The sequence below is a fragment of the Ruegeria sp. TASC047 genome, assembly GCF_059612445.1.
The window spans coordinates 251239-267026 of record NZ_JBXWQP010000054.1 but is presented as its reverse complement, the minus strand read 5'-3'; the positions used below and the strand labels follow the sequence as shown (position 1 = coordinate 267026).

At 59.1% G+C, this 15788-nt stretch carries 16 protein-coding genes and 1 tRNA gene; 4 read left to right on the top strand and 13 right to left on the bottom strand.

Annotation, left to right across the window (positions count from 1 at the left end; translation table 11 throughout):
* Position 1 precedes the first annotated feature (1 nt).
* From AC2FLO_RS20300 to AC2FLO_RS20275, 6 genes are all read right to left on the bottom strand, one after another.
* The gene (locus AC2FLO_RS20300; protein WP_496752326.1) at positions 2-1108 is read right to left on the bottom strand and encodes an ABC transporter permease; all 1107 of its coding nucleotides are present in this window, start codon (positions 1106-1108) and stop codon (positions 2-4) included.
* 68 nt (positions 1109-1176) lie between these two features.
* Positions 1177-2097 (bottom strand): sugar ABC transporter substrate-binding protein, encoded by a 921-nt coding sequence (locus AC2FLO_RS20295; RefSeq protein ID WP_267364100.1) that lies wholly within the window; start codon positions 2095-2097, stop codon positions 1177-1179.
* A 124-nt stretch (positions 2098-2221) separates the two neighbouring features.
* Positions 2222-3235, bottom strand: coding sequence for an inositol 2-dehydrogenase (gene iolG, locus AC2FLO_RS20290; protein ID WP_496752325.1), 1014 nt, complete (start codon positions 3233-3235; stop codon positions 2222-2224).
* 388 nt (positions 3236-3623) lie between these two features.
* Positions 3624-3700, bottom strand: a tRNA-Arg gene (locus AC2FLO_RS20285).
* 21 nt (positions 3701-3721) lie between these two features.
* A complete protein-coding gene (locus AC2FLO_RS20280; RefSeq protein ID WP_267366437.1) occupies positions 3722-4198 on the bottom strand; it encodes a GNAT family N-acetyltransferase in 477 nt (158 codons plus the stop codon).
* A complete protein-coding gene (locus AC2FLO_RS20275) occupies positions 4199-4510 on the bottom strand; it encodes an ETC complex I subunit (RefSeq protein WP_480518575.1) in 312 nt (103 codons plus the stop codon).
* 270 nt (positions 4511-4780) lie between these two features.
* Here AC2FLO_RS20275 and uvrB point away from each other — a divergent pair, with 270 nt between their 5' ends.
* Positions 4781-6967 carry an excinuclease ABC subunit UvrB gene (uvrB, locus tag AC2FLO_RS20270; protein WP_496752324.1) on the top strand — a complete coding sequence of 729 codons (2187 nt, stop codon included), beginning with the start codon at positions 4781-4783 and terminating at the stop codon, positions 6965-6967.
* Positions 6968-7462, top strand: coding sequence for a hypothetical protein (locus tag AC2FLO_RS20265; protein WP_496752323.1), 495 nt, complete (start codon positions 6968-6970; stop codon positions 7460-7462).
* Positions 7463-7591: 129 nt separating this feature from the next.
* Here the strand turns inward: AC2FLO_RS20265 and AC2FLO_RS20260 are convergent, their stop codons facing one another.
* On the bottom strand, positions 7592-7882 hold the full coding sequence (locus AC2FLO_RS20260) for an antibiotic biosynthesis monooxygenase family protein (RefSeq protein ID WP_209507883.1): 291 nt from the start codon (positions 7880-7882) through the stop codon (positions 7592-7594).
* Between the two features lie 256 nt (positions 7883-8138).
* On the opposite strand from AC2FLO_RS20260, the gene AC2FLO_RS20255 reads away from it, so the two are divergent.
* Together AC2FLO_RS20255 and AC2FLO_RS20250 are read left to right on the top strand one after the other, a co-directional pair.
* Entirely contained in the window at positions 8139-8930 is a 792-nt protein-coding gene (locus tag AC2FLO_RS20255) for a formate/nitrite transporter family protein (protein WP_496752322.1), read from the top strand.
* Between the two features lie 110 nt (positions 8931-9040).
* On the top strand, positions 9041-9748 hold the full coding sequence (locus AC2FLO_RS20250) for an ORF6N domain-containing protein (protein ID WP_496752320.1): 708 nt from the start codon (positions 9041-9043) through the stop codon (positions 9746-9748).
* A gap of 20 nt (positions 9749-9768) precedes the next feature.
* Here the strand turns inward: AC2FLO_RS20250 and AC2FLO_RS20245 are convergent, their stop codons facing one another.
* From AC2FLO_RS20245 to AC2FLO_RS20220, 6 genes are all read right to left on the bottom strand, one after another.
* The gene (locus AC2FLO_RS20245) at positions 9769-10197 is read right to left on the bottom strand and encodes an excalibur calcium-binding domain-containing protein (RefSeq protein WP_480558898.1); all 429 of its coding nucleotides are present in this window, start codon (positions 10195-10197) and stop codon (positions 9769-9771) included.
* A 132-nt stretch (positions 10198-10329) separates the two neighbouring features.
* Entirely contained in the window at positions 10330-10737 is a 408-nt protein-coding gene (locus tag AC2FLO_RS20240; protein WP_496752319.1) for a universal stress protein, read from the bottom strand.
* A gap of 64 nt (positions 10738-10801) precedes the next feature.
* Entirely contained in the window at positions 10802-11128 is a 327-nt protein-coding gene (locus tag AC2FLO_RS20235) for an antibiotic biosynthesis monooxygenase family protein (protein ID WP_209507893.1), read from the bottom strand.
* Positions 11129-11269: 141 nt separating this feature from the next.
* Entirely contained in the window at positions 11270-13558 is a 2289-nt protein-coding gene (locus AC2FLO_RS20230) for a glycosyl hydrolase family 28-related protein (RefSeq protein ID WP_496752318.1), read from the bottom strand.
* Positions 13559-13696: 138 nt separating this feature from the next.
* Positions 13697-14098 carry a DUF4864 domain-containing protein gene (locus AC2FLO_RS20225; protein WP_496752317.1) on the bottom strand — a complete coding sequence of 134 codons (402 nt, stop codon included), beginning with the start codon at positions 14096-14098 and terminating at the stop codon, positions 13697-13699.
* Between the two features lie 48 nt (positions 14099-14146).
* Positions 14147-15721, bottom strand: a complete 1575-nt coding sequence (locus tag AC2FLO_RS20220; protein WP_480486734.1) for a lysine--tRNA ligase — start codon at positions 15719-15721, stop codon at positions 14147-14149.
* Between the last annotated feature and the right edge of the window lie 67 nt (positions 15722-15788).

The following is a 15788-nucleotide window of genomic DNA, read 5'->3' as shown; positions in this document are numbered from 1 at the left end:
ATCAGCGCTCCCCGGTTACGCGTTTGCGGATCGCGTTGTTGAACAGAACGGCAATCAGCAGCATCGCGCCCAGGAACACCTGGAACCAGTCCTGATCGAAATCCGTATAGGTCAGTCCGATGACAACCATGCCAAAGATGATCGACCCAAAGAACGCCCCGATGGCCGAGCCATATCCGCCCGTCAGCAGGCAGCCCCCGATCACGGCAGCGATGATCGCCTCGAATTCTTTCTGGAAACCGCGCCGTGCGTCGGTCGAGCCCGCGTCGATCACCGTAATGATGGCAACAAGTGCAGCGCAGCAGGCGGTCAGCATGAACAGGGACACCTTGATCTTGCTCACGGGAACACCGGAATTCGATGCCGCAGTGCTGTCACCGCCCGCCGCGAAAATCCAGTTTCCGGCAGGGGTCCGCAGCAACACATAGGTGGCGGCCAATGTCAGCACGATGAACCACAGGATTTCGACCGGAACGCCGGGGACCTTGGGTGCTCCGCTTTTGAAGGTGTCGATCATGCCGTTGGCCGCCAGCCAGGCAAACAGGCTGCCAAAGGCTTCGCCCGAAAAGAACGGTGCCAGCCAGTCGTTTTCAACCACGTCACGCACACCGCGCAACTGGGTCGACCCTCCGGTCGCCGCCTTGAGGCCAACAAGGGACAAGCCACGCAGAATGAACAGGAAAGCCAGCGTCACGATAAAGGACGGCAGGCCGGATCTTATGACGATATTTCCGTTCACTGCCCCGACGAATGCCGCGAATACAAATGTCATGGGGATCGCAATGATCAGTGGCAACTGCCATGTCACCACACAGACGCCGAAAAACAGGCCCGCAAACGCTACCATCGATCCGATGGACAGATCAAACTCGCCACCGATCATCAAAAGCGCTGCGCCGATTGCCAGAATGCCCAGCTGTGCCGCAGGTGTCATGAAGTTCATGACCCCGGCCAGGGTAAACATCGAATCGTCTGCTGTGATGGCAAAGAAGATGACCACCAGAACGACGCCCGCCATCGCACCGAGTTCGGGCCGTTTCATGAGCTTGGTCATGAAAGGTTCTTTCTTGACCCTTTCGTCCCCGGCGATTTGCGCTGAGTCACTCATCGTTTCCTCCCACTTGGATGGGAACGGCGCCACCGCGCCGCCCCGTTTTGTTCAGGTTGCGGTGTGGATCAGCGGATGCCCTGCGCGGACAGCTCGATCACCTGCGCGGCCTTGTCCTGAGTGATCAGGTTCGGACCCGAAGGAACGTTACCACCGGGCATCAGGCCGTATTTCGCGTGCAGGCCCATGAAGTTCACAGACAGATACCCTTGCAGATACTGCTGCTGGTCGATGGCAAAGGCCGCGTCGCCATCCGCAATCGATTGCAGGAAGTTGGCCGACAGGTCGAAGGACGCAACATTCACGTCACGGCCCGATGCTTTGACTGCGGCAACAGTCGGCTCACCGGCCGAGCTTGCACCCAGCGCCATGACCGTATCGACGGCTTCGTTAGCGGCCAGAGCAGCCGAGACTTTCGACTCGATTTCCGACGGATCGTTCGAGGTTGGCAGAACTTCGACATTACCGCCAAAGCCTTCCGCGAAACCTGCACAACGCAGGTCCAGCGCAACGTTGCCCACTTCGTGGTTCACACAGATCGCGGTTTTGCCCCCCATCGAAGCCAGTTGTTCGCCCGCAGCTTTACCTGCGTCAAACTCGTCCTGACCCACGTGCAGCAACGCACCCAGCTGTTTCGACACATCCGATCCCGAGTTGATCGAGATCACCGGGATGCCAGCGGCAACGGCACGTTCGATTGACGGGCCAAGCGCATCCGCATCCGGGATCGAAACGATCAGGCCATCGGGTTCCTGGTTCACGGCAGCGTCGATCAGCTGCGACATGGCCACCATGTCGAAAGTTTCCGGCGCGCGGTATTCCACATTCACACCGACATCCTTGCCAGCCTGTTCAACACCGTTCTTCACGACGTTCCAGAACGCGTCGTTGGCCTGGCCATGCGATACGACCACGATGTCCTGCGCAAGAGCGGGCGTCGCCAGGGCCAGTGCCCCCGCGGCAAGTGCACCTTTAACGAATTTCTTCATTTCAGTTTCCTCCCATTGGTTCAGTCTGATCTTCTGTTGGGGTACCGGCCCCAATCATCCGGCTGTGCCGAATCTCAGTGGCTGCGGCGCAGGGCCGAGCTGTCGTTAGTTTGAAGAATTTTGGTCATTTTGCAACCGGTTTCAAAATTTCCTCCATCTGGACGGGCTTTCCCGTCTGCGCTGACAGGGTCGCGGCCTCGGCCATCGCCAGCGCCGCCACTCCATCCTGCAACGTGACGGGAACGTCGGAACTGCCGCCGACGGCATCAACAAATGCGGCCCATTCCACGCGATAGGCCGGCATGTAACGCTCCAGAAAGAAATAAGTCGGCTTCGCGCCCACAACGCCATTTGCCGTCGATTTCACGACGGTGTTTTCCAGCATGTTATGCGCCTGCAACAACCCTTCCGAGCCCAGCAATTCGACCCGCTGGTCATAGCCATAGGCCGCCCGGCGCGAGTTCTTGATGACCGCAATCCGGCCGTCCGCGTAAGTCATTGTGACCACGGCCGTATCCACATCGCCTGCCGCGCCGATCTCTGCGTCCACAAGCGACGATCCCACCGCTGTGACGATCTGGGGCACATCCCCCATCAGAAAGTTCGCCATGTCGAAATCGTGGATCATCATGTCCCGAAACAGTCCACCAGACACTTTTACATAGCTGACCGGTGGCGGGGCCGGGTCAAATGACGTGATCGACAACAGTTCGGCCTTGCCGATTTCACCTGCGTCCAAACCAGCCTTCAAAGCTGCAAAATTGGGATCGAACCGCCGGTTAAACCCGATCATGACAGGTTTGCCGCGCCCTGCGACGGCTGTCAGACAGTCCTGTGCCCTCTGAAGGCTCAGATCGACGGGCTTTTCGCACAGAACAGCTTTGCCAGCGCCCGTGGCCGCCTCAATCAGGTCGGAATGCGTATCCGTCGGCGTTGCAATCAGAACCGCGTCAATCTCGGGATCAGCGATTATTTCTTCTGAACTGCGCGCCTCGGCCCCATATTCACCCGCCAGGCTGGCTGCCGCCTCGGGCAGCGCATCGGATACCGCACACAGCCTGCTTCCCTGATGGGAAGATATAGCCTGCGCATGAACACGCCCAATACGCCCGGCACCCAGCAATCCGACCCTCAACATGCAGCGCTCCCGAATCTTGTTGTTGTGCGTAACAATGATTTTCTTTGCAACCGGTTGCAATATATTTTTTTGCATCGTCCCCGGTTTTGCCAGTCGTTCCCGCAGCCTCAACGCGAATACCGCGCAAAAACCGGTCTGATCTCAACAGGATTGCACTGCCTGACACGCATATTTCCGCGCAAATGCCAGCCTACGGGAATCCCCCAATATCGCCGCCCGGTGAATCACGTTAGATTGTACGTAAGGAACACATACTACCACTCTGTGACCCCCTTAGAGGGGCTGGCATGACCCCCTCGTCCAGCCCCTCACACCACACCAAACAGCCACAAGATCACATCGTGCCGACCAAAGCAGGCGCATGTCCTGTATTGATCTGGTTTGACAGTGGCGATCCCTGAAGGACTCGAACCCTCAACCTGCTGATTAGAAGTCAGCTGCTCTATCCAGTTGAGCTAAGGGACCGCTGCGCCCTTCTTGCGGTTTTTACCCGCGGGGTTCAAGAGGCAAGCGCATGAATGCGCTGTTGGGATCATCAACATACCCAAAGATAGGCCCGCAATAGGAATATCCCAGCGACTCATACAGCTTGCGGGCGGCATCATATTCGCGAAGATGGCTCGCCCCGGTCTCAAGAACCAAAGCCTCGCACCCCTCTGCGCCAGCCTGTTCAGCCAGATGCACCATCAGCACGCGCGCCAGCCCGCGCCCTCTTGCCTGCGCCAGAATATGCACTGATTTTACTTCGGCGGTTCCATCGGGCAGCGCTTTCAGCGCACCGCATCCCAATGGCTGCTGTCCGTCAAAAATGGCCCAGAACCGCACCCCCGGCCCGGCCAAGGCTTCAGCGTCCATCGTGTGGTTGCTTTCCGCAGGTCCCGCAGTTTCACCATGGGCAAAATGCGCATCGACAATCGGGCGCAATACGTCCGATGTCGGGTCAGCCTCTCGGATTTCGATCATTCAGTGCGTCCAGGGGGCGCGCCGGTCGGTTGCGAAATTCTCGCCATAGCCCCGCGCGCGCAGATTGGGTTTGCGCTTGTGCGGCTCGCTGACCTCGGCATCGATACCGTGGGCCTTGGCATAATCCAGCGCCTCTTCCCGCGTGTCGAACTTCAGGCGCACCTGAGCCTGCGTGTCGCTGGACGACGTCCAGCCCATCAGCGGATCAACCTCGCGCGCCGAGGCCGGGGCGTATTCCAGAACCCATTTGCGGGTCTTGGCCATCCCCGAGGTCATCGCATTTCTTGCGGGCTGGTAGATCCGTGCGCGCATGTCGCCTCTCCGTACTCACTTGGCTGAGCCCGTTTATGCGTCAGAGCGCGCCCGGGGGCAAGATTGCAATTGTCGCGGCCCTCGCCCTCGAACTCATGCCAGAAACTGTCATCAGGCTGGGATAAGGTCGCGCCAAACAAACGCAAGAACAATACAACGACTCACCCGTCGCACGGCCTCAGACCGCGTTACGGGCAATGAATCCGGATCGGCCCTTGCAGTTGGACAAAATAAGAACAAATGTAAGGGCCTGACGCCCGGAGCCTGCCTATGCCATACGCCCATTCCGACAAGACCCAACTGACCGCCGAAGACGTGCGCGCGCGCCTGAAACTGGAAGGCGGCAAGCAATTCGTGATGCATACCGAATTCAACCCGGCGGGCGATCAGCCCACGGCGATCAAGGAACTGGCGGGCGGCGTGCTGGACGGGGAACGCGATCAGGTGCTGCTGGGCGCGACCGGAACGGGCAAGACCTTCACCATGGCCAAGGTGATCGAGGAAACCCAGCGCCCCGCCATCATCCTGGCCCCCAACAAAACGCTGGCGGCGCAGCTATACGGTGAATTCAAGGGCTTCTTCCCAGAAAACTCGGTGGAATATTTCGTGTCCTATTACGACTATTACCAGCCCGAGGCCTATGTGCCGCGGTCCGATACCTATATCGAGAAAGAATCGCAGATCAACGAACAGATCGACCGGATGCGCCATTCAGCCACGCGGGCGCTGCTGGAACGCGATGACGTGATCATCGTTGCTTCGGTCAGCTGCATCTACGGTATCGGCTCGGTCGAAACCTACGGGGCGATGACGCAGGATCTGAAGGTCGGTCACGAATACGATCAGCGGCAGGTGATGGCCGATCTGGTGGCCCAGCAATACCGCCGCAACGATCAGGGGTTTCAGCGCGGCTCATTCCGAGTGCGGGGCGACAGCCTGGAAATCTGGCCCGCCCACCTTGAAGACCGCGCCTGGAAACTGTCCTTCTTCGGCGAGGAACTGGAACAGGTCACCGAATTCGACCCGCTGACCGGCGAAAAAACCGACACGATGAACCATATCCGGGTCTATGCGAATTCCCACTACGTGACGCCGAAACCGACGATGCAGCAGGCGATCATCGGGATCAAAAAAGAACTGCGGATGCGCCTCGACCAGCTGGTCGGCGAAGGCAAACTTCTGGAAGCGCAGCGGCTGGAACAGCGCACCAATTTCGATCTGGAAATGCTCGAGGCCACCGGCGTCTGCAACGGGATCGAGAACTATTCGCGCTATCTGACCGGCCGCGCGCCGGGCGAGCCGCCCCCGACCCTGTTCGAATTCATCCCCGACAACGCCATTGTCTTTGCCGACGAATCCCATGTCAGCGTGCCGCAGATCGGCGGCATGTACCGGGGCGACTATCGGCGCAAGTTCACGCTGGCCGAACACGGGTTCCGCCTGCCGTCCTGCATGGACAACCGGCCTTTGAAGTTCGAGGAATGGGATGCCATGCGCCCGCAATCCGTCTTCGTCTCGGCCACCCCCGCCGCGTGGGAGCTGGACCAGACCGGCGGCGTCTTCACCGAACAGGTGATCCGCCCCACCGGCCTGCTGGACCCGCAGGTCGAAATCCGCCCCGTGTCGATGCAGGTCGACGACCTGCTGGACGAGGTGCGCAAGGTCGCCGCCGATGGCTACCGCACGCTGGTCACGACGCTGACCAAACGCATGGCCGAGGACCTTACCGAATACCTGCACGAACAGGGTATCAAGGTGCGCTACATGCATTCCGATATCGACACGCTGGAACGGATCGAGATTTTGCGCGACCTGCGTCTGGGCGCCTTCGACGTACTGGTCGGCATCAACCTGCTGCGTGAAGGGCTCGACATTCCCGAATGTGGGCTGGTCGCCATTCTGGACGCCGACAAGGAAGGCTTTCTGCGGTCCGAGACCTCGTTGGTCCAGACCATCGGCCGTGCCGCGCGCAACGCCGATGGCCGGGTGATCATGTATGCCGACAAGATCACCGGTTCGATGGAACGCGCGCTGGCCGAAACCGACCGCCGCCGCGCCAAGCAGATGGCCTATAACGAGGAACACGGTATCACGCCCGCGACCGTGAAAAAGAATGTCGAGGATGTTCTGGCCGGGCTGTATGAGGGCGACGTGGACATGAACCGCGTCACCGCCACCATCGACAAACCGATGCACGGCGCCAACCTCGAGGCGCACCTGAACGGGCTGCGCGACCAGATGCGCAAAGCTGCCGAGAATCTGGAATTCGAAGAGGCCGCCAACATCCGGGATGAAATCAAACGTCTGGAAGCGGTCGATCTGGCCATCGCCGACGACCCCATGGCCCGCCAATGGGCGGTCGAGAAAGCCTCGGAAGCCGCCGTGAAGTCACGCGGTCGGTCAACGGCTGGACGACCCGGGCAACGGGGTGGGAATGTGAAGAGGCGGAAGAGGTAGATGACAGATGTAGATGACGTTTTAAACCAAAAGCCATTGTTGCGATTTTCGATATACACAGCTTGTCAGGCTGACAGCCTTGAAAGGGTTAGCCAAAATCTCACCAACTTGAGCCAAAACTGGCCGAGCGGCGAACCAATAGAAAACGTTTTAGAATACAACGACTTGTTCTGGATATGGGTTCTGGGTGCATATGAAGTCGTAAGAACAATGTCTCAACACAGAGATTGCTTCTCGTCGGAAAAACAAACTGCCATTAGTGAACTAAAGAAGAAGCTGACAACGATTAGGATACCTTTTGCGAAGCAAGAACTTCAACGCAATAGAGGGCCTATTTACAATGAAAACTCAATCGCTGGAGTTTCCGACGGCCTACGCTTTGAAATTGAGGGGCAGCAAATTGAGAGTAGTGATCTCATAGACGAAGTGATCTCATTTTTAGAGTCGTTCACTTCGACGGACATCAAGTCATCTATTCCAACTCGGCAGCCTTAGGTGACGCTAACAAGCGTTGAAAAAGATGGGTTCTCGCACCCATCTTTTCTGACGACCGCACAATGATGGGTGAAATCACCCATCCTACACACCGCCTCAAAAAAGGGCGGGAACCCCCCGCCCGAACCGTTACCCCTTATCCCAATGGGCAATCACGTCGTACCCAACCGGCGTCGGCGGCCCTTCCATGAATTCGGCGAAATGGCCCCACAGCTCGGCCACTTTAGGCGCGTTTGCGTTCGAGGTCGCCTCGCTTTCGACCACCGAGATCACATAGCCTGAACCATCCTCGTTCATCACGTTGGTAAAGCTGTGCATGCCGGGCATACCCATGATGTCGGATTTCAATTCATTCATCTTCGCCGTCGCCGCCTCGCGCGTACCGGGCTTCATTTTGTATTGGGTAATTCGTGCAAACATCACTTTCCTCCGACGTCTGGCAAAATTGCCATGTAACACGGCCGGAACGGCCCCGCCGCGCGTACCCTAGCACGACGGCCCGAAATCTCGCATTGATACCGGCGATTTGCGCCGATTTTCAACCATACACCGCACTGCATCCGGGCGGCTGTCCCTTCAGGGTTGCAGTCTCACCCCCAGTGCGGTTGTTTTTGCACCGATGGATGCTTGATCCCAATCAATGTCGAAACGCGAATGCGTCGGCAAAGTGGGTCCCATGCAAACACAGAACCCAACCGGCATAGACGCCTACAAACCCGCCCAGATCGCCGAGCTGGTTGAAACCGCTGGCGTTGCCAAGGCACATCTCACGGTCGGCCAGACACTGACTCTGGCGATACTCGCGGGCGTGTTCATCGGCTTCGGCGGGGCCGCCTATACTATGGTCATGACCGGCGTTGACCCGGGGTTTGGACCGGCCCGGTTTCTGGGTGGCGTCGTGTTCTCGCTGGGCTTGATCCTTGTGGTCGTCGGCGGGGCCGAGCTGTTCACCGGAAACGCCCTGATGACCATCGCGGCGGTGGATCGGAAAATCTCGCCGCGCGCCCTGCTGCGCAACTGGGGCCTCGTGTACCTTGGGAATTTGGTCGGGGCCATCGCGCTGGCTTTGGCCTTCGCTGCAACCGGCTTGCTGGACGGGCCCATGGGGGCCACCGCATCAGCAATCGCAAATGGCAAGGCCGACCTCTCGTCCACCCAGGCGTTTGCGCGCGGCGTTCTGTGCAACGCGTTGGTCTGCCTTGCCGTCTGGCTGAGCTTTGCGGCCAGAACAGCGGCGGGCAAGGTCATGGCGGTACTCTGGCCCATTGCGGCGTTTGTCCTGTTGGGGCTCGAACATTCGGTCGCCAATATGTACCTGCTGCCGCAGGGCGCGCTTGCCGGTGCCGATTTCGGTTTGGGTGCGGCCATGGGCAACCTGTTCTGGGTCACGATCGGCAATATTGTCGGCGGCGCAGGCGGCGTCGCGCTTGCCTATCGCTTTGCCTATCTGCGCAATACGCCCGGCTGAGCACGCGGTTTATCAGGTTTTGGGCAAGGAGATCCCCACACTCCACCCTTGCACCCCGCCCCACCCTCCTCCACGTTTGAAATCACAAATTGTGATTCCAAACGGTTGCCATGACGAACCCGAAAAACCTGCCCAGCGCGCATGAGGTGCAAAACGCCATTCACAGGGTGCGCGGCACCCGTGTGGTGCTGGCCGAGGATCTGGCGCAGTTCTACGGAAAATCCGTCAGTGCCTTCAATCAGGCCGTCTCGCGAAACACCGACCTGTTCGAAGGCTACCGCTTTCAGCTGACCGATGCCGAGGTTGCCGATTTGCAATCACAGAATGTGATATCAAAACCCAAAGGCCGCGGCGGGCGGCGGGTCAATCCGTGGGTCTATACCGATTACGGCGTGGCCATCGCCTCGGCTCTGTTCAAGGATCCGCGCGCGATCAAGATCACGCGGATGATCACCGAAGCCTTTGTCGATGGCGCGAACGCCCTGGCCGAGACCCCGCGCAACCTGCCGGAAATCCTGCCCCCCGAACAGGCCCCCGCCCCGCTGCTGCCCAATGGCGACCAACTGCGTGAACTGGCCGAAAACATCCTCGATTCCGGCCAGCAGAGCCTTGTCGATTACATCGCAAACCCCACCACCAAGCGCCAACAGGCCGTGGCGGTGATCATGAAGACGCTGGCCGAAACCGCCGGGGAAGAGGTCCGCACCCAACAGGAACGCCTGCGCCTGCGTATCGCCGAACGGCTGGCCACCGGCGATTATGCCAGTGACGACGACCGCAAAGGGTTGCTGGAACTGCTACAGGCGATGAAAGGTTAGCCCTTTCCCGCCCCGAGAATTCAGGGGCGCACGAACTTGGCGCTTCCCACTGACCGTTCGCGCGGCTTCGGCTGGTCCTGTGCCTGCACGGTGGTCGCGCGTGGCAGCTCCAGCTCGGCATACCCGCAGGCCACCCCGTCACCATCCGGGTCGTTGCGCTCATGATAGCCCGGCTGCCCTGCGCGGAATGGCCCGATCCCCATGGCCTGTGTCGCATCACATCCCGCCAGCGCGATCAGGTGGATCACCGCCTCGTCCCGCTCATAGCCCGAGGTGCGCAGAAAGACGCCCGTGGCAATCAGCGCGGTCGTCAGCGGCAGCAGCAGAACCATGATCAGTATCCGCAGCGGGGACAGCGCCTGCCGCCGCGCCGCCTCGGCGCGCAGATGCCGTTTGGCCGAGCGCGGGTTCAGATCAGGTGCTTCCTGCGTTGGTTTCTTGAACAACATGCCCCGACCCATAAGGGCAATATGTGGCAAAGCCGAGGCAACACAGTTCCACCGGGTTCAAAAAATCTGGCCCGGCCTGAAACCACCGCCCGCACAGGCACAATTTTGCTTACTGCCAGTGATGTCCGGCCGTCACCGAACCACATGCACCGCGCAAGGGGCGTGGCGCACAATATGGGACGCGGTTGATCCCAACAGCAGATCCTGCATCCCCGGCCGGTGCGAGGCCACGATGATCAGGTCCGGGTGATGCGCCTCGGCCCAGTCCAGAATGGTCCGGCCGGAATGCCCTTCGACCACCATGCCCGTTGCATTCGGCAATTGCGACGCCAGCGTATCCAGCTCTGACTGAATCGCCTTTCGGGCCTCGGTCAGATATTCCGCCGGCATGTACGAGATTGCATAATTCGGAATATGCTCAACCACATGCAGCAATGTGACCTGCGCGTCCGGCGTGGCCAGAACCCGGGCCAGTTTCAACGGTCCGGACGTGTCTCTTTCAGCATCGAAAGAGATCGGAACGAGAATGTTGTGATACATAGCATGCGCCTCCGTTTTGCAGACTTACTTTGAAACAGACATGCACGGCAGGCTTTGATTCAGGTCAGGTAGAGCCAAATGTCTCTGCAACGTCATACATGACCGGCTCAAAGCTCTTGCATAGCTCGTTGATCTTGCGGTTGCGGTCTCGCATCTCGGGGGTCCGCAGCATGGCCAGGAAATCCTCGCGGCGTTGCCATTGCGAATAGTTGGCGATCCGGGTTTGCGCATCATTCACATGAAGCCCCGCAGAAACAAACCCGGGCTGCTTCGAGATGAACTCGGAATAGGCGTCGGTCAGCGCCTCCAAAAGGTCCTGACAGGTGCCGGGCGTCATTTCAAACGTGGTGATAACTGTCTGAACACTGGCGTTTTTGGCGATTTTCGGCATCGGGATTCTCCATTTCTTTCCCCAAGCCTAGCACATCAGATTGAAACGTCGCCTATTTCCTTGCCGCTGCGCCAATCCGCGCTTTTCTGCGCCCGTTTATCAGGCGGCTGGCCACCCCGGAATGGGCGGCCAGCCGCTGTTTCAACGCTCCATGCGCATCGTGACCGAGACTTCGCCTTTCAGGTGATCCGGCCAACGCAGAATAAGACTGTCGCCACTGGCCCCCTGTTCCGTCAGAACATGAGGGGCCGAATAGACAAGGTTGTTGAACACCCCGGTCAGCGACCCGATGGCAGTGACCCCGTCGCAACCGCGCGCCTTGCCGCCAAATGGCAATTCGCCGTTTGCCGAAACAGTCCAGACATTCGCGACCGAGTTCTGCTGGCTGCGGATGCGCAGCGGGTTCGAGGATCTCTTGCCAATCCCGTGATAGGTATTGTTCTCGTAGGTCACGTTCGAATGCCTGTTATTGTCCAGATCGGCAAAAGACGTATCGACCCGTTCCGCCCGGTCGATCGAACCGCTGGTGGCGCGGAACTTGTTCCCGGTCACCGTCACACCATTCAGGTAATGGCCAGCGCCATAGGGGCGGATGATGATATAGCTGAACCAGGCCGGCGCATCGCCCGAGAAAAAGATATTGTCCGTGATGCTCATCGAACTGAACGAAAACCCGCTGGTATAGGTGGGTGCCGCATCGCGTTCGTTGGTCCATTCGATAAAGCAGTTGTCGACATAGTTCTCGGCAATGGTCGAAGTGTTGTAGGTGCCGATCATGATCAGCCCCGCGGTACGGACCCCCTGCGGGATGCCGTCGCCCTGAAAGAAATGGTTGCCCAGAACCAAATTAGTACCGCCGCCCAGAACGGCAAAATGCTTGAACCGTACCGCCCGATTGTGACGCAGCTTCACATCGTTCGAGTTGGTGTTCAGCCCGATGGAATTCCGGTCCGTCACGTCAAGCGCTTCTTCTGAGGACAGGAACTGGCAATTGTCGATCAGCAGCCCCTTGCACCCCGTCGCGGTCGAGGTCAGGCCCCGATCCTTCGGGCGACTGATAAAGCAATCTTTCAACGAAAACGTACTGCCCGAGGCCGCCAGACGAATGCCGCTGCACCGGCTGTTGCACTGAAACTCGATCTGTTCCATGCCGAATTTCCGCAACGTATCAAAACCGCTGAAATCCAGCAGGTATTTGAACGACTGAAAGGTAAAGGTCTGGGTACCGGCGGCGTCATAGATGGGCGCGCTCAGGGTCATCTCACCGGCACCTATGTTCTTCGAGCGCACGTAAACCTCACGCCCGACACCACTGCCCTCAACCAGCGATCCCACAGGAATATTGGCCACATTGGCGACATTGGTCAGGCGTGTCTTGTCTAAGGGGTCATAGGTGGCGACAGAGGTGAAGGTTTCGGTGTCCCAGGCGGTACCGCTTTTGACATCGAACTGCCCGTTGCGGATCACGCGGCGCGTTGAAAAGCCGCTTTGCTTGTTGGGAACCGCAGCGGCCATGTCGATCGGTGCGGAAACGGAAATCTTGCGCCCGCCCAGATCCAACGAGTCGTGATCCGAATTATTCAATAGCGCCTGAAACGCCTTCTTGAAGGCCAGCTCCTCATCTCCGAACGCCTCGATATATGCGGGCAGATGGAAATCCTTGGTCAGCAACAGCATCTTGTCATCCGGCATGGTGACGGTGCCTTCGAATTCAATCTCCGCATCGATACTGGTGTTTTCCGCAAGGTGATAGGTGCCTTGCGGAACAAAGACCCGGCGGCCACCGGCCGCCTGATCCGCCGCCTCAAACGCAACCGAGTCATCCGTCACACCGTCACCAACGGCACCAAAGTCGCGCACATCGACCAGGCTGATCATCTCGCGCAGAAAGAACCCGGTGACATCGGTGATCTCAAGATCATCGACGCGCACCAGAGCGCCGTTGGCCCCTTCGATATCCAGGCCGAAATGCCCGTAAAGGGCGGCCAGCCCCCAGGGCATGTCCACGCCCGGGCGCTGGCCGGTGCCGACAATCGCGGTGATCTCTTGAACCGTGCCATAGCCCGACAGCTGGGTGGCCGGCCCCTGCTCCACAACACCGGCTACGTGCACATCACCCGCGCCACCGGCCCAGGCTGCAATGCGCACCGACGGCAAGGGGCCGCTTATCGCCTTGACCCGGGCTGTGATCTGCAAATAGCAACCGGGCAGGATCGGTGTCTGCCCCATGTAACGCAATTGCTGGGTTGTGTTGACCTTCAGGATCTCAAGACAACCGGCAAAATCCGCATCCGCCGGAACAAATACCCCGGTACCGGACCCGCCATATGTGGGGGATCCGGGTGTTCCGTCCCCCGCAGACCAGACCGTCAGACCATTCGCGAATTGAGGCGGCATGAACACGATGCCGTCGGTGATTGCCTTGTTCATTGAAAACCCTTTCCCAATCGCGTCGCGCAAATCCGGCGACGCGTTCAAACCCCGTGTTCAGGTCCGCCCCGAACGCGACAGTCTGGATATCGAAAAGGAATTAACCACGGCTCATCTCACCGTGACGGTGGTGTTGCCTCAGGCCGCAGGGTCAGCGGCACCCAACAGTTGCACCCCGTTGATCTTCCAGCCTTCCGTCAGCGGGATCATCTGATAGTCCAGAAGATGCACCCGCCCGTTACCGTCCGTAATCATCACCTTCTGCCACAGCGCGCCGTCAACCTCGCGCAGTTCCAGAAAACGCACATCGGCGGGACGCCAGACCATCGGGTAGCCATTGCGCACCATCGCGCCGAAATTTTCGGGGTTTCGGAACAGACGCTGGATGTTGGGGCTGGCAAAGGTGAAGGCCTTCGCAAAGTCATCCGCCCGGAAGGCCTGTATCTGCGCCGCGATATTGGCCTCGATCTCGGCACTCTGCGCAAATGCGCCCGAAGCCAGCCCGGCGCTCAGGGATAATGCAAGCAGTAGTCGACGCATGGGGCCACCTCCTGTTCCAAGGATAGCCCCATGCCGGTTCAGGTCAAATCAGACCAGCTCTCCGGCCAGTGCCTTGTCAATCAGCGCGATGGTCTCGGGCACGCCGTAAAGCGCGATAAAGCCCCCGAAACGCGGCCCTTGCGAGGCCCCCAGCAGCACTTCATAAAGCGCCGAGAACCACCCTTTCATCGGATCAAACCGCTCGCGGCCGATGGCATAGACCACCGATTGCAACGCTTCATCCTCGGTCGGGCCATCATATGCCTCAAGCGCCGCCTTCAGCGCTTCCAGCGCCTCGCGCTCCTGATCCGTCGGCGCGCGATGCTTGCGCGTCGGCTTGACGAAATCGTTGAAGTACCGCACGGCAAAACCGGCTGCCTTGTCCAGATCGGGATGGCTCTCTGCCGTTGCCTCGGGCGCATAGCGGCGAATAAAGCCCCACAGTGCCTCTTTGTCTTCGGCACCGGAAACCGATGCCAGATTCAGCAGCATCGCAAAGGGTACGATCAGGGTCGATTCAGGCACGTCGCCGCCGTGGATATGCCAGACCGGGTTGTTCAACTGTGCCTTCAGGTCCTGCCCCGGATAGGCGCGCAACTGCTGATGATACTCATCATAGGCTTTCGGGATCACGTCGAAATGCATCCGCTTGGCCGTCTTGGGCTTTTGGTACATGAAATAAGCCAGCGACTCGGTCGGCGCATAGGTCAGCCATTCGTCAATCGAGACACCATTGCCCGACGATTTCGAAATCTTCTGTCCGTTCTCATCCAGAAACAGCTCATAGCTGAAATGCTCGGGCGCGCGGCCACCCAAGGCCCGGCAGATCCCGTCATAGATCTTTTCGTTGGTCGCGTGTTCCTTGCCGTACATCTCGAAATCAACGCCCAGCGCCGCCCAGCGCGCCCCGAAATCCGGCTTCCATTGCAGCTTCACATTGCCACCGGTGACGGGCACGGTCCATTCCTTGCCGTCTTCATCATCGAAGGTAACGGTATAGGTCTCGGCGCAGACCTTTTTCATCGGCACATACAGAACCCGCCCGGTTTCCGGGTGGATCGGCAGGAAGATCGAATAGGTCTGCTGGCGTTCTTCCCGCAGGCTTTTCAACATGATGGCCATCACGTCGTCATAGCGTTCAACCGCACGCTTCAGAATCTCGTCGAACTGGCCCGAGCGATAAAAGTCGCGCGCCGAGTAGAACTCGTATTCGAACCCGAAGGTATCAAGGAACCGGCGCAGCATCGCGTTGTTATGCTCGCCAAAGCTGTCATACTCGCCAAAAGGATCAGGAACCGAGGTCAGCGGGCGCTGCAAATGCTCTTCCAACGCCTCGGGGTTCGGCACGTTGCTGGGAACCTTGCGCATCCCGTCCAGATCGTCCGAAAAACAGATCAGCTTGGTCGGGATGTCCGACAGCGCCTCAAAGGCACGCTTGACCATCGTGGTCCGCGCCACCTCGCCGAACGTGCCGATATGCGGCAGGCCCGACGGGCCATATCCGGTTTCAAACAGCACATACCCTTTTTCCGGAGCACCTTTCTGATAGCGTTTGAGCAACCGGCGCGCCTCTTCAAAGGGCCAGGCCTTGGACGACATCGCGGTTTCGCGCAGTTCAGACATTTCAATGTGCTCCATTGGGGAAACGGTCGCGGCTGCACCACGCAACCCGACCGGCCCCTCCTATTGT

Coding starts and splice junctions, on each gene's coding strand:
- AC2FLO_RS20300 (WP_496752326.1), bottom strand. CDS start 1,108: ATGAGTGACTCAGCGCAAATCGCCGGGGACGAAAGGGTCAAGAAAGAA.
- AC2FLO_RS20295 (WP_267364100.1), bottom strand. CDS start 2,097: ATGAAGAAATTCGTTAAAGGTGCACTTGCCGCGGGGGCACTGGCCCTG.
- iolG (WP_496752325.1), bottom strand. CDS start 3,235: ATGTTGAGGGTCGGATTGCTGGGTGCCGGGCGTATTGGGCGTGTTCAT.
- AC2FLO_RS20280 (WP_267366437.1), bottom strand. CDS start 4,198: ATGATCGAAATCCGAGAGGCTGACCCGACATCGGACGTATTGCGCCCG.
- AC2FLO_RS20275 (WP_480518575.1), bottom strand. CDS start 4,510: ATGCGCGCACGGATCTACCAGCCCGCAAGAAATGCGATGACCTCGGGG.
- uvrB (WP_496752324.1), top strand. CDS start 4,781: ATGCCATACGCCCATTCCGACAAGACCCAACTGACCGCCGAAGACGTG.
- AC2FLO_RS20265 (WP_496752323.1), top strand. CDS start 6,968: ATGACAGATGTAGATGACGTTTTAAACCAAAAGCCATTGTTGCGATTT.
- AC2FLO_RS20260 (WP_209507883.1), bottom strand. CDS start 7,882: ATGTTTGCACGAATTACCCAATACAAAATGAAGCCCGGTACGCGCGAG.
- AC2FLO_RS20255 (WP_496752322.1), top strand. CDS start 8,139: ATGCAAACACAGAACCCAACCGGCATAGACGCCTACAAACCCGCCCAG.
- AC2FLO_RS20250 (WP_496752320.1), top strand. CDS start 9,041: ATGACGAACCCGAAAAACCTGCCCAGCGCGCATGAGGTGCAAAACGCC.
- AC2FLO_RS20245 (WP_480558898.1), bottom strand. CDS start 10,197: ATGTTGTTCAAGAAACCAACGCAGGAAGCACCTGATCTGAACCCGCGC.
- AC2FLO_RS20240 (WP_496752319.1), bottom strand. CDS start 10,737: ATGTATCACAACATTCTCGTTCCGATCTCTTTCGATGCTGAAAGAGAC.
- AC2FLO_RS20235 (WP_209507893.1), bottom strand. CDS start 11,128: ATGCCGAAAATCGCCAAAAACGCCAGTGTTCAGACAGTTATCACCACG.
- AC2FLO_RS20230 (WP_496752318.1), bottom strand. CDS start 13,558: ATGAACAAGGCAATCACCGACGGCATCGTGTTCATGCCGCCTCAATTC.
- AC2FLO_RS20225 (WP_496752317.1), bottom strand. CDS start 14,098: ATGCGTCGACTACTGCTTGCATTATCCCTGAGCGCCGGGCTGGCTTCG.
- AC2FLO_RS20220 (WP_480486734.1), bottom strand. CDS start 15,721: ATGTCTGAACTGCGCGAAACCGCGATGTCGTCCAAGGCCTGGCCCTTT.